Source organism: Streptomyces sp. NPDC006458 (genome assembly GCF_040612135.1).
GTDB lineage: Bacteria > Actinomycetota > Actinomycetes > Streptomycetales > Streptomycetaceae > Streptomyces.
The window spans coordinates 85,488-97,474 of the sequence record NZ_JBEXPR010000025.1 but is presented as its reverse complement, the minus strand read 5'-3'; the positions used below and the strand labels follow the sequence as shown (position 1 = coordinate 97,474).

Annotated in this window: 12 protein-coding genes; 9 read left to right on the top strand and 3 right to left on the bottom strand. The window is 73.1% G+C overall.

Translation table 11 applies throughout. From position 1 onward, the window contains the following. The first annotated feature begins 2 nt into the window (after positions 1-2). The 9 genes from ABZZ79_RS29670 (at position 3) to ABZZ79_RS29630 (ending at position 9,432) form a co-directional block, all read left to right on the top strand. A complete protein-coding gene (locus ABZZ79_RS29670; protein ID WP_356693878.1) occupies positions 3-1,625 on the top strand; it encodes an AMP-binding protein in 1,623 nt (540 codons plus the stop codon). 10 nt (positions 1,626-1,635) lie between these two features. Further along, a complete protein-coding gene (locus ABZZ79_RS29665) occupies positions 1,636-1,899 on the top strand; it encodes a phosphopantetheine-binding protein (RefSeq protein WP_356693910.1) in 264 nt (87 codons plus the stop codon). After that, a complete protein-coding gene (locus ABZZ79_RS29660) occupies positions 1,896-3,380 on the top strand; it encodes an amidohydrolase family protein (protein WP_356693876.1) in 1,485 nt (494 codons plus the stop codon). Before ABZZ79_RS29665 ends, ABZZ79_RS29660 begins: the two co-directional genes overlap by 4 nt. Next, a complete protein-coding gene (locus ABZZ79_RS29655; RefSeq protein WP_356693874.1) occupies positions 3,377-4,135 on the top strand; it encodes a 2,3-dihydro-2,3-dihydroxybenzoate dehydrogenase in 759 nt (252 codons plus the stop codon). Before ABZZ79_RS29660 ends, ABZZ79_RS29655 begins: the two co-directional genes overlap by 4 nt. Before the next feature lie 153 nt (positions 4,136-4,288). Continuing rightward, a complete protein-coding gene (locus tag ABZZ79_RS29650) occupies positions 4,289-4,954 on the top strand; it encodes an isochorismatase family protein (RefSeq protein WP_356693872.1) in 666 nt (221 codons plus the stop codon). Further along, entirely contained in the window at positions 4,954-6,855 is a 1,902-nt protein-coding gene (locus ABZZ79_RS29645; protein ID WP_356693870.1) for an anthranilate synthase family protein, read from the top strand. Before ABZZ79_RS29650 ends, ABZZ79_RS29645 begins: the two co-directional genes overlap by 1 nt. Further along, positions 6,852-8,204: a 3-deoxy-7-phosphoheptulonate synthase class II gene (locus ABZZ79_RS29640; RefSeq protein WP_356693868.1), complete on the top strand. Its 1,353-nt coding sequence runs from the start codon at positions 6,852-6,854 to the stop codon at positions 8,202-8,204. The genes ABZZ79_RS29645 and ABZZ79_RS29640 overlap by 4 nt, the downstream gene beginning before the upstream one ends. Continuing rightward, on the top strand, positions 8,201-8,926 hold the full coding sequence (locus tag ABZZ79_RS29635; RefSeq protein ID WP_356693866.1) for a 4'-phosphopantetheinyl transferase superfamily protein: 726 nt from the start codon (positions 8,201-8,203) through the stop codon (positions 8,924-8,926). The genes ABZZ79_RS29640 and ABZZ79_RS29635 overlap by 4 nt, the downstream gene beginning before the upstream one ends. Before the next feature lie 110 nt (positions 8,927-9,036). Then, positions 9,037-9,432 (top strand): GNAT family N-acetyltransferase, encoded by a 396-nt coding sequence (locus ABZZ79_RS29630; RefSeq protein ID WP_356693864.1) that lies wholly within the window; start codon positions 9,037-9,039, stop codon positions 9,430-9,432. Positions 9,433-9,501: 69 nt separating this feature from the next. Here the strand turns inward: ABZZ79_RS29630 and ABZZ79_RS29625 are convergent, their stop codons facing one another. From ABZZ79_RS29625 to ABZZ79_RS29615, 3 genes are all read right to left on the bottom strand, one after another. Continuing rightward, positions 9,502-10,374, bottom strand: a complete 873-nt coding sequence (locus ABZZ79_RS29625) for an aldo/keto reductase (protein ID WP_356693862.1) — start codon at positions 10,372-10,374, stop codon at positions 9,502-9,504. A gap of 176 nt (positions 10,375-10,550) precedes the next feature. Beyond that, positions 10,551-11,114 carry a TetR/AcrR family transcriptional regulator gene (locus ABZZ79_RS29620; protein WP_356693860.1) on the bottom strand — a complete coding sequence of 188 codons (564 nt, stop codon included), beginning with the start codon at positions 11,112-11,114 and terminating at the stop codon, positions 10,551-10,553. Positions 11,115-11,116: 2 nt separating this feature from the next. Next, positions 11,117-11,812, bottom strand: coding sequence for a type 1 glutamine amidotransferase domain-containing protein (locus tag ABZZ79_RS29615; RefSeq protein ID WP_356693858.1), 696 nt, complete (start codon positions 11,810-11,812; stop codon positions 11,117-11,119). Positions 11,813-11,987 lie beyond the last annotated feature (175 nt).

The following is an 11,987-nucleotide window of genomic DNA, read 5'->3' as shown; positions in this document are numbered from 1 at the left end:
AGATGCTCGACGGATGCACCCCCTGGCCGGAGGATGTCGCCCACCGCTACCGCGAGCAGGGCATCTGGACCGGCGAGACCCTCGGCGCGGTGCTGCGCGACCTGGCCGCCCGGCACGGTGACCGCACCGCGCTCGTGCACGGCGAGGGCCGCGTCTCCTACGCCGAACTCGACCGCTGGGCCGACCGGCTGGCCGCCGGCTTCGCCGCGCACGGTGTGAACGCCGGCGACCGGATCGTGGTCCAGCTGCCCAACGTGCCCGAGTTCGTGGCCATCGTCTTCGGGCTGCTGCGCCTCGGCGCCAAGCCGGTGTTCTCGCTGCCCGCCCACCGCTCCACCGAGATCACCCACCTGGTGGAACTGAGCGGCGCCGTCGCCTACGTGGTGCCCGAGACGCACCGCGGCCACGACCACCGCGAGCAGGCCCGCCAGGTGCAGGCCACCACCGGCACCCTGAAGTCCCTGTTCGTGCTCGGCGAGAGCGCCGAGGGGTTCGTATCGATCGCCGAGGTGGAGGCCGCCGCCCCCGAGAACCCGGCGCCGCTGCCCGAACCCGACCCGGCCGACGTGGCGTTCTTCCTGCTGTCCGGCGGCACGACGGCCCTGCCGAAGCTGATCCCGCGCACCCACGACGACTACGTCCACATGTCGCGCCGGGCCGCCGCTGTCTGCGAGTTCACCGAGGACGACGTGTATCTCGCCGTCCTGCCCATCGAGTTCAACTTCGCCTTCGGCTGCCCGGGCGTCGTCGGCATCCTCCACGCGGGCGGCACCGCCGTCCTCGCCGACACCCCCAACCCCTCCGACTGCTTCCCGCTGATCGAGCGGCACGGCGCCACCGCCACCGCGATGGTCCCCTCCATCATGGCGCTCTGGCTCGACGAGGCCTCCTGGACCGACGCCGACCTGTCCACCCTGCGGCTGGTGCAGGTCGGCGGGGCGCGCATGCTGCGCGAGTTCACCGAGCAGATCGAGCCCACGCTCGGCGCGAAGCTCCAGCAGGTGTTCGGCATGGCCGAGGGACTGCTCACCTTCTCCCGGTCCGACGATCCGGCGGAGTCGGTGCTCACCACTCAGGGCAAGCCGGTCTCCGAGGGCGACGAGCTGCGCATCGTCGACGACGAGGGCCACGAGGTGCCGGCCGGCACCGTCGGCGAGCTGATCACCCGCGGCCCCTACACCCTGCGCGGCTACTACCGCGCCCCCGAGCACAACCGCCGGGCCTTCACCGAGGACGGTTTCTACCGCACCGGCGACCTGGCCCGGCTCACCACCGACGGCGACCTCGTCATCGAGGGCCGGATCAAGGAAGTCATCATCCGCGGCGGCGACAAGATCAACGCCGGGGAGGCCGAGGAACTGCTGCTGCGGCAGCCCGGCATCGTCGCCGCCGCCGTCATCGGCGTGCCCGACGAGTTCCTCGGCGAGCGGATCTGCGCGTACCTCGTGGCCGAGGGCGACGAGATCCCGCTCGCCGACATCAAGCGGGCCGTGCACGCCCAGGGCGTCGCCGAGTACAAGCTGCCCGACGTCGTGCGCTATGTGCCCGAACTGCCCCTCACCCCGCTCGGCAAGGTCGACAAGAAGGCGCTGGCCGCTTCGGCCGCGGCCGGAGAGAAAGGCTGACGTGGACACCATGACGCCGCCCACCGAACACGAGCTGCGCGCGATCCTCGCCCCCGTGCTGGGCATCGAGCCCCGCGCCATCGACCCCGACACCAGCCTCGTCGTACTGGGCATCAGCTCGCTGGAGGTCATGCGCCTGGTCAGCCGCTGGCGCAAGCAGGGCATCCGGGTCGACTTCGAGGCGCTCATCGGCGAACCGACCCTCAAGGGCTGGCTCGCCCACTTCGCGTCCCTCGCCGGACCCGAGGGCCCGGCCGCCGGGGAGGCACGATGAGCACCCTGCTGATATCCGGCGGCACCGTCTACACCGCCGACGCCCAGGAGTCCGTGCACGCCCGCGGCGCCGTCCTCGTCGTCGACGACAGGATCGTCGCCGTCGGCCCGGCCGCCGAGGTCGAGCAGGCCGTCGCCGCCCTCACCCCCGGACAGCGCGGCGAACTGCGCACCCTCGACGCGAGCCGCATGATGGTCCTGCCGGGCCTGGTCAACGACCACTGGCACGAGATGTTCGCCATGGGCTTCCCGCTGCGCGGCGCCCTGCGCCCGGCCTCCGACCGCGAGGACCAGGTCGCCTTCCTCGGCGGCGGCGGCAACATGCACGAGATCTCCGCCACCTTCGACCGGTTCGACGGCCTCATCGCGGGCCTCACCCCGGACGAGGCCCAGGCCATCGCCGAGTACTCGATGTGGACCCAGCTGCGCGGCGGCGTGACCACCCTCGGCGACATGGGCTCCCTCAACCGGCCCGCCTCGATGGTCGCCGCCGCCCGCCGGCTCGGTCTGCGCTTCTCCGCCAGCACCTGGGCGAGCGACGCCGTCTGCCCGGCCGACGGAACCGAGTTCAGGCGCACCCGTGACGCCGACACGATCCTGTCCGGTGTCGAGGAGCTGATCGGCCAGGTCGCCGGGGACACCACCGGCCGGCTGCGCTGCCGCCCCAGCATCGCCTACGTCACCAACATGACGGACGAACTCGCCACCGGCATGGCCGAGCTGATCGCCCGTCACGACCTGCCGTTCGCCACCCACGTGGGCGCCCTGCGCCACGAGGCCGACGTCCTGCGCGCGTACTACGGAACCACGGGACTGCGCCGCCTCGCCGAACTCGGCCTGGTCGACGAGCGGCTGACCGCCGCGCACGCCGCGTTCCTCGACGACGACGAGCAGAAGCTGATGCTCGCCGGGCAGGCCCACATCAGCCACTCGCCCGCCAAATACGGCCCCTCCGGCGAGTCCGCGGTCACCGAGACCGGAGTCGTGCCGGCCCTGCGCCGCGCCGGACTGGACGTCTCCCTGTCCACCGACGGCTCCTCGCTGCCCAACGCCGGTATGGCCGAGGCCATGCGCGCCGCCTGGCAGATGTACAACGAGCTGAGCGCCGACCAGACCGAGGTGCTGCCCACCGACGCCCTGGCGATGGCCACCCGGCTCGGCGCCAAGGGCCTGCGCTGGGACGACCAGGTCGGCAGCCTGGAGCCCGGCAAGCAGGCCGACCTGGTGCTGATCCCCACCCACGACTACCGCTACCTGCTCAACTCCCGCCCGCTGGAGAGCTTCCTGTGGCTCGGCGGGTCCGCGGACGTCGACACCGTCATCGTCGGCGGGCGCACCCTGATCTCCGGGGGCAAGGGCGTGGAGGCCGACGAGAACGGGCTGCGCGAGCGCTACCTCGACGCCCTGCGCGGCTTCACCACCCGCGTCCTGCGCATCCCCGACGAGGTCGTCGGACGCGTCCTCGGGCAGGTGTCCCGATGACCGCCCTGGTCACCGGCGCGGCCGGCGGCATAGGCACCGAGATCGCCCGCGCCATCGCCGCCTCCGGCGCCCCGGTGGCCCTGCTCGACCGGGACGCCGAGGCGCTCGGCGAACTCGCCGAGTCCCTGGAGAGCGAGGGCCGCAGGGTACTGCCGCTCCCCGTCGACGTCACCGACAGCGCCCAGGTGGACGCCGCCGTCGCCAAGGCGGAGGCCGAACTCGGCGCCGTGGAGAACCTGGTGAACGCGGCCGGGGTGCTGCGCAGCGGCCCGGCAGGCGACCTCAGCGACGAGGACTGGAACACCACGTTCGCCGTCAACGTCACCGGGGTCTTCCACACCAGCCGCGCCGTGGCCCGCCTGATGGTGCCGCGCGGCCGCGGCGCCATCGTCACCGTCGCCTCCAACGCGGCCGCCACCCCGCGCATGTCCATGGCCGCCTACGCCGCGTCCAAGGCGGCCTCCGCCATGTTCACCAAGTGCCTGGGCCTGGAACTGGCCGCCCACGGCATCCGCTGCAACGTGGTCGCCCCCGGTTCCACCCGCACCTCCATGCTGACCGCCCTCCAGGGCGACGCGGCCGAGCGCGCCTCCATCGACGGGGTCCCCCAGGACTACCGGGTGGGCATCCCCCTCGGCCGCATCGCCGAGCCCGAGCACATCGCCGACGCCGTCCTGTTCCTGCTGTCCGAGCGCGCCGCCCACATCACGATGCACGAGCTGACCGTCGACGGCGGAGCGGCCCTCGGAGTCTGACCGGCGGCCGAGGACCCGGGGTTCACCACCGGGCCTTCGGCCCCCGGACCCCGACCGGGGCCGCCCTCGGACCTCTCGGACCCTGACCCGACCAGGCCCGGGAGCGGCCCCTCCCGCCCCCGCCGCCCTTCCCCGCCCTGGAAAGGACCCCACGTGGCGATCGCGCCGATCGATCCCTATCCGATGCCGTCCGCGGCCGAGCTCCCGGTGAACACCGTCTCCTGGTCCGTCGACCCGCAACGGGCGGTGCTGCTCGTGCACGACATGCAGCACTACTTCCTCGCCCCGTTCGCCGAGCACGCCCGGCCCCGCACCGATCTGATGGACAACGTCACCGCCCTGCGCGAGCGCTGCCGGGCCCTCGGTGTGCCCGTCGTCTACACCGCCCAGCCCGGTGGCATGAGCGACGAACAGCGTGGCCTGCTCAAGGACTTCTGGGGACCCGGCATGTCCGCCGACCCGGCCGACCGCGAGATCCCGGGCCCGATCGCCCCGCGCTTCGGCGACACCGTCCTGACCAAGTGGCGGGCCAGCGCCTTCCACCGCACCGGGCTGCTCGACCTGTTGCACGAGCAGGGCCGCGACCAGCTCGTCATCTGCGGGGTCTACGCGCATGTCGGCATCCTGCTCACCGCCTGTGACGCGTTCGCCCACGACATCCAGCCCTTCGTCGTCGCCGACGCCATCGCCGACTTCAGCCCCGAGTACCACCACATGGCCCTGGAGTACGCCGCGACCCGGTGCGCCGTGACCCTGCCCACCACCACCGTCCTGCGGTCGCTGACCGCGGCGGCGTTCGCCGGCGCCGGAGGGGCGTGATGGACACGCTGGAGGAACTGGTCCGCACCGGCGGGCCGTTCGCCCTGCTGCACCGCCCCGAACGCGGGGCCCCGGGCCATGTCGAGCTGCTGACCGGTGAGTTCACCGAGGTCGCGAGCACCCAGGAACTTCCGGTGCCCGACTTCGGCGACCCCGACACCCACGAGGTCCTCGCCGTCCTGCCGTACCGAGTGGTCGGCGAACGCGGATACGAGCACCACCCCCACGACGACGCCAAGGAGCCGCTGCTCGCCATGCGGGTGCGCGGCCAGGCGCAACTGCCCGTCGCCGAGGTGCTCGACCGCGTCCTGACCTGGCCCGTCAGCACCGAAGAGGGCAGCTTCCACCCCGACGACGAGGCCTACGGCGACCTGGTCCGCCGGGTCCTCGCCGAAGAGATCGGCCGCGGCTCGGGCGCCAACTTCGTCCTCAAGCGCAGCTACATCACCGAGATCCACGACTGGTCCGTGCGCACCGCGCTCGCCCTGTGGGGCCGGCTGCTGCGCGGCGAACCGGGCGCCTACTGGACGTTCCTGATCCACACCGGCACCCGTACGTTCATCGGCGCCAGCCCCGAGCGGCACGTCAGCCTCGACGACGGCGTCGCGGCGATGAACCCCATCAGCGGCACCCACCGCTACCCGCAGGGCGGCCCCACCGAGGAGTCGGTGCTGGCCTTCCTCGCCGACGCCAAGGAGACCAACGAGCTGTACATGGTCCTCGACGAGGAACTGAAGATGATGAGCCGCGTGTGCGACACCGTGCACGTGGTCGGGCCGAACCTCAAGGAGATGGCCCATCTCGCCCACACCGAGTACCACATCGTCGGCACCACCACCCGCGACGTCCGCGACATCCTGCGCGAGACGCTGCTCGCCCCGACCGTGACCGGCAGCCCCGTCGAGAGCGCCTGCCGGGTCATCGCCCGCACCGAGCCCACCGGCCGCGGCTACTACTCCGGCGTCGCCGCCCTCATCGGCCGCGACGCGGCCGGCCGCCGCCGCATGGACTCCGCCATCATGATCCGTACGGCGGACATCGACGAGACCGGCCGGATGGACCTCGGCGTCGGCGCCACCCTCGTGCGCGACTCCGACCCCGCCAAGGAGGCCGCGGAGACGGCCGCCAAGGCCGCCGGACTCCTCGGCGCCCTGGACCGCACGGGCGGCACCGGCGGCACGGCCGCACCCGCGGCCAAGCTCGGCGGCCTGCCCCGCGTGCGCGAGGCCCTGGAGCGGCGCAACGCCCCCCTGGCGCCCTTCTGGCTCGGTGCCGCACCCGCCCGGCCCACGTCCGGACAGAAGCTGCTCATCGTCGACGCCGAGGACACCTTCACCTCGATGTGCGCGCTCCAACTGCGCAGCCTCGGCCACGAGGTGGACGTCCGCCGCTTCGACGAGCCCTACCGCATCACCGGCTACGACCTGGTCCTGCTCGGCCCCGGCCCCGGGGACCCACGCGAGCGCAGCCACCCGAAGATCGCCCATCTGCGCGCGGTCACCGGCAGCCTGCTCGACCTGCGCATCCCGTTCGTCTCCGTGTGCCTGAGCCACCAGGTGCTCTCCGGGCTCCTCGGCCTGGACCTGCACCGCCTGCCGTTCCCGAACCAGGGTGTGCGCCGCACGATCGACCTCTTCGGCGCGTCCACGCCCGCGTACTTCTACAACACCTTCGCCGCGCACAGCGACACCGAGCGACTGGACAGCCCGCTGTGCCCCGGCACCGTGGCGGTCGCCCGCGACGCGGCGACCGGTGAGGTGCACGCCCTGCGCGGCCGCGGATTCGCGTCCGTGCAGTTCCACCCCGAGTCTGTGATGACCCGTCACGGCACGGAGATCCTCGACACCCTGGTCACCGGCGCACTGGCACCGGTGCCGCACGAAGCGGAGCTCTTCGCGTGACCACTGTGGCCGACCTTCCCGACGCCCACCTCGTGCAGAGCTGGCGTGCGCTGCCCGCCCGCCAGCAGCCCCCCTGGCCCGACCGCGCCGCCCTCGACGCGGCCGTCGCCACCCTTGAGGCCGGCCTGCCGCTGGTCGTACCCCGTGAGTGCGACCGGCTGCGCAGCAGGCTCGCCGAGGTCGCCCGCGGCGAGGCCTTCCTCGTCCAGGGCGGCGACTGCGCCGAGTCCCTGGACGCCGCCAGCGCCACCTCCATCTCGCTGACCGCCGGTCTCCTGCAACAGCTCGCGACCGTCCTCGGTTACGCCCTGTCCCGCCCCACCGTCACCGTCGCGCGCATGGCCGGTCAGTACGCCAAGCCGCGCTCGAACCCGACCGAGGCCCGAGGCGGCGTCGAACTCCCGGTCTACCGGGGCGACGCGGTCAACGGCCACGCCTTCACGGCCGCCGACCGCACCCCCGACCCGCACCGGCTGGTACGCGCCTACCACGCCTCGGCCGCCACCCTGAATCTCGTACGGGCCTTCGGCAACAGCGAGTCGGCCGGCTACGCCCACGCACTGGAGGGCATCCTCGCCTTCGCCGGATCCGGCCCGAACGCCGCCCGGCGGCAGCCGCTCGCCCGGTCGATCGCACACGCGGGCGGCTTCACCGGCTCCGGCGGCTGGCACACTCCCGGCGAACTGTTCATGTCCCACGAGGCCCTGCTCCTCGACTACGAGGCCGCGCTGACCCGCGTCGACCCCGCGACCGGGCACCCCTACGCCACCTCCGGCCACCTGCTGTGGATCGGCGAGCGCACCCGTGACCCCGACGAGGCGCACGTCGACTACTGCGCCCGGATCGCCAACCCGCTGGCCGTGAAGGTGGGTTCCGGCATCTCGGGCGACGAACTGCTGCGTCTCATCGACCGTCTCTCGCCGGACAACGAGCCCGGCCGGCTCACCCTCGTCTCCCGCATGGGCGCCGGGCGCGTCCGTGAGGCGCTGCCCGCGCTGGTGGAACGCGTCGTCAAGGAAGGCCGGGCCGTCGCCTGGGTCTGCGACCCGATGCACGGCAACACCATCACCGCGCCCACCGGCCACAAGACCCGCCGCTTCACCGACGTCCTCGACGAACTCATGGGCTTCTTCGAGGTGTTGGGCTGCGCCGGAGCCCACCCGGGCGGCGTGCATCTCGAACTCACCGGCGACGACGTCACCGAGTGCGTCGGCGGCGACACCGGCATCGACTTCGAGGACCTCGACACCCGCTACCTCTCGCTGTGCGACCCCCGGCTCAGCGGCGAACAGGCCCTGGAACTCGCCTTCCGCCTCGCCGAACGGCTCACCACCGGGGGCGCGTCGTGATCACCGACGTCCTGACGGGCGCCCCCACGGCGCCCGGTCCGGCGGGCACCGCCACCGTGACCGGCCCGGTCACCACGACCGGGCTGCTCGCGGGCATCCTGCCCACCACCGCGGCGACGGCCGAGACGCGAGGCGGTGAACTCCCGGACAGCGAACTGTTCCCGGAGGAGCGGGCTTTGATCACCCGGGCCCTGCCCAAGCGCCGGGCCGAGTTCACCTCCGGCCGTGGCTGCGCCCACCGGGCCCTGGCCGGACTCGGCATCGCGCCGGTGCCGGTGCTGCGCGGACCCAAGCGCGAGCCCCTGTGGCCCCCCGGGGTGATCGGCAGTCTGACCCACTGCCACGGCTACCGCGCGGCGGCCGTGGCGCGGGAGTCGGACCACGCCTCGATCGGCATCGACGCCGAGGAGGACAAGCCGCTGCCCGAAGGGGTCCTCGACCGCATCGCCCTGCCGGCGGAGCGTGCGCAGCTCACCCGGCCGGGCGGCCCGCACTGGGACACCCTCCTGTTCAGCGCCAAGGAGAGCGTGTACAAGGCCTGGTACCCGCTGACCGGCCGCTGGCTCGGCTTCGAGGACGCCTACCTCACCCTCCACCCCGGCGGCACCTTCGAGGCCCGCCTCCTGGTCGCCGGCCCCGTCCGCGTCTTCCACGGCACCTGGGCGGCCCGCGACGGCCTGCTGGTCACCGCCATAGCCCACTCGGCGGCACAGCACCGCTGACCCCGTACCGAGGCACCGCACGACGGCCGCGCGGGCAGCCCGGACTCCCTGCCCCGCGGCCGTCGGTCATGGCGGCGGCGGGGCAGCGCAGCGGTGCGTACGATCGGCGCGTGACGATCACCCACGAGTGGCGCGGCGACTTCGACGACGACGCCCTCGACGCCCTGCACGCGGAAGGCTTCGGCGGCCCGGCCGGCCGCTCGAACTGGCGTGCCCGGCTCGACCGGCACAGCCTCGGCTGGGTCTGTGCCCGTGCGGACGGCGACCTCGTCGGCTTCGTCAACGTCGTCTGGGACGGGGGAGTCCACGCCTTCCTGCTGGACACCGTCGTCGCCGAGCGGCACCGCTCGCGCGGTGTCGGCGCCCGGCTCGTCGCCGTGGCTGCCGAAGAGGCCCGCGCGGCCGGCTGCCAGTGGCTCCATGCCGACTTCGAGGACCGGCTGCGCCCGTTCTACTTCGAGGCCTGCGGCTTCCGGGAGACGGCCGCCGGGCTGATCTCCCTCTGAGGTCCTCCCCGAGGGGACCGTCCTTCCCCCCGGTACCGAGGGGAAGCCGAGCCGGGTGGTGCGCGACGGTCAGACCGCGTCGGAGAGCGCCGCGAACTCCTCGTCGGTGAGGGCGAGGGACGCGGCCCGGAGGTTCTCCTCCAGGTGCGCCACGCGCGAGGTGCCGGGGATCGGCAGCATCATGGGGGAGCGGCGCAGCAGCCAGGCCAGGGCGAGCTGCGACGGCGTGGCGTCGTGCTGCCGGGCGGCGGCGTCCAGCGGGCCGCCGGGGCGGGCCAGTTGGCCGGTGGCCATGGGGAACCAGGGGATGAAGGCGATGTTCTCCGCCTCGGCGTAGTCGAGGACGTCCTCGGCGGCGCGGTTGGCGAGGTTGTACAGGTTCTGCACGGAGACGATCTCCGCGTGCACGCGGGCCTCCTTCAGCTGCTCGACGGTCACCTCGGAGACGCCGATGTGCCGTATCTTGCCCTCGTCCTGGAGCAGCCTGAGCTCACCGAGCTGGTCGGCGAGCGGCACCTGCGGGTCGATGCGGTGCAGCTGGTAGAGGTCGACGCGCTCCAGGCCGAGGTGGCGCAGGCTCAGTTCGACCTGCTGGCGCAGATACTCGGGCCGGCCCACGGGCCGCCAGTCGCCCGGACCGGAGCGGGTCAGGCCGCCCTTGGTGGCGATGACCAGGTCGTCGGCGTAGGGGTGGAGCGCCTCACGGATCAGGCGCTCGCTGACGAAGGGGCCGTAGGAGTCGGCGGTGTCGATGAAGGTCACACCGAGTTCCACGGCCCGTCGCAGGACGCGTATCGCCTCGTCCGGGTCCTTGGGCTCGCCCCAGACGCCGGGGCCGGTCAGCTGCATGGCGCCGTAGCCGAGCCGGCGGACGGGCAGATCACCGCCGAGAGCGAAGGTGCCGGAAGCGGCGACGGGGCGGTCGCTCGAGGGTGTGCTCATGAAGGCGTTCCTTGTCATACGGTCGGATGTCGACGGCGGCTGCTGAGCGCCGACCGGAGGCCGCGCACGTGGCCCGGCCGCCAGTCTGCACCACCCGACGGGGCGTTCGGCGGGGACGGGCGTGAGACGGGCCCCACCTTGTCAAGTCGGGGTGGGCCGCCTCCCCGGTACGCCCGTCAGCCGACCGCCGCCGGTGCGCCCAGCAGCCCGGTCAGCAGGGCGTCGGCGGCGGGGCCGAACAGCGCCCGGCCGTCCTCGACCGACTCCAGTCCGATGACCAGGGCGATACAGATGTCGGCCGCCTCGGCGGGCTCGACCCCGGGCGCGGTGCCCGCCTCGCCGAACAGGCGGATCAGCAGCCGCCGCAGGTCGGCGGTGAAGGAGGCGCAGATCCCGCCGAACAACCGGGCCTTGGTGTCCAGGAGTTCGGCGGTGTGCGGGGAGGGGCCGCTCAGTTCGACGACCAGGTCGTGCTTGGCGGCCAGGACGCCCCGGACGCGCTCCGCGCAGGGGGCGTCCGGGTCGTCCGCCGCCCGCCGGGCCCGCTCCAGGGCGCGGGTGTGCAGACGGGCGGCGAGCCGGCGGAAGGCGTCGTCCTTGCCGCGGACGTACTGGTAGACCGCTGACCGGGACACGCCCATGGTGGCGGCGATGTCGTCCATCGTGGTGCGCCGTACGCCGTACCGGGTGAGGCAGTCGTACGCGGCGTCGAGGACCTCGTCGAGCCGGTCGGTGCCCATCGTCAGGCCAGCTTCTTGAGGACCTCGGCCGCGAGCGGGGCGGAGGAGGCGGGGTTCTGCCCGGTGACCAGGTTGCGGTCGACGACCACGTTGGGCACCCACGGCTCGCCGGCCCGGACGTCGACGCCTGCCTCGACCAGACGGGTCTCCAGCAGCCACTTGGCCTTGTCGGCGAAGCCGGCCTGGGTCTCCTCGGCGTTGGTGAACGCGGCGACCCGGTAGCCGGCGAACGCGTTGGAGCCGTCCTCCAGGGTGGCGGCGAGCAGCGCGGCCGGGGCGTGGCAGACCACACCGAGGGGCTTGCCGGAGGCGAGGGCGTCGATGAGGAGCCGGCCGGAGGTGGCGTCGACGGCGAGGTCCTCCATGGGGCCGTGGCCGCCGGGGTAGAAGACGGCGTCGTAGTCGTCCAGACGGGCGTCCTCCAGCCGGATCGGGTTCTCGATCTCGGCGAAGGAGCCGAGGGCGGCCGCGATCCTGTCGGCGTTCTCCTCGCCGCCGTTGACCTCGGGCGCGAGGCTGCTCTTGTCGACGGTCGGGACGACACCGCCGGGGGTGGCGACGACGATCTCGTGGCCGGCGGCCCTGAACACCTCGTAGGGGGCGACGGCCTCCTCGGCCCAGAAGCCGGTGGGGTGCTGGGTGCCGTCGGCCAGCGTCCAGTGGTCGGCGCCGGTCATGACGAAAAGGATCTTGGACATGGATGTCTCTTTCGAGGGTGCGGGTCCGACGGGGGCCCGGCGGACGGGACGGCACGCTCCGACGTTCTGCGAGATCTGACGTTTCGCGTCCAGATCGTCAGTGCGGCGATGTCCTCGAAGGTAGGCCGGTGGGGCGCGGGTGACCAATGGGGAATCCAATGCCGGCCATCGGAAT

Bases quoted from the DNA above. Each gene is read 5' to 3' on its own strand.
- ABZZ79_RS29670 (WP_356693878.1), top strand. From the start codon at position 3: ATGCTCGACGGATGCACCCCCTGGCCGGAGGATGTCGCCCACCGCTAC.
- ABZZ79_RS29665 (WP_356693910.1), top strand. From the start codon at position 1,636: ATGACGCCGCCCACCGAACACGAGCTGCGCGCGATCCTCGCCCCCGTG.
- ABZZ79_RS29660 (WP_356693876.1), top strand. From the start codon at position 1,896: ATGAGCACCCTGCTGATATCCGGCGGCACCGTCTACACCGCCGACGCC.
- ABZZ79_RS29655 (WP_356693874.1), top strand. From the start codon at position 3,377: ATGACCGCCCTGGTCACCGGCGCGGCCGGCGGCATAGGCACCGAGATC.
- ABZZ79_RS29645 (WP_356693870.1), top strand. From the start codon at position 4,954: ATGGACACGCTGGAGGAACTGGTCCGCACCGGCGGGCCGTTCGCCCTG.
- ABZZ79_RS29625 (WP_356693862.1), bottom strand. From the start codon at position 10,374: ATGAGCACACCCTCGAGCGACCGCCCCGTCGCCGCTTCCGGCACCTTC.
- ABZZ79_RS29620 (WP_356693860.1), bottom strand. From the start codon at position 11,114: ATGGGCACCGACCGGCTCGACGAGGTCCTCGACGCCGCGTACGACTGC.
- ABZZ79_RS29615 (WP_356693858.1), bottom strand. From the start codon at position 11,812: ATGTCCAAGATCCTTTTCGTCATGACCGGCGCCGACCACTGGACGCTG.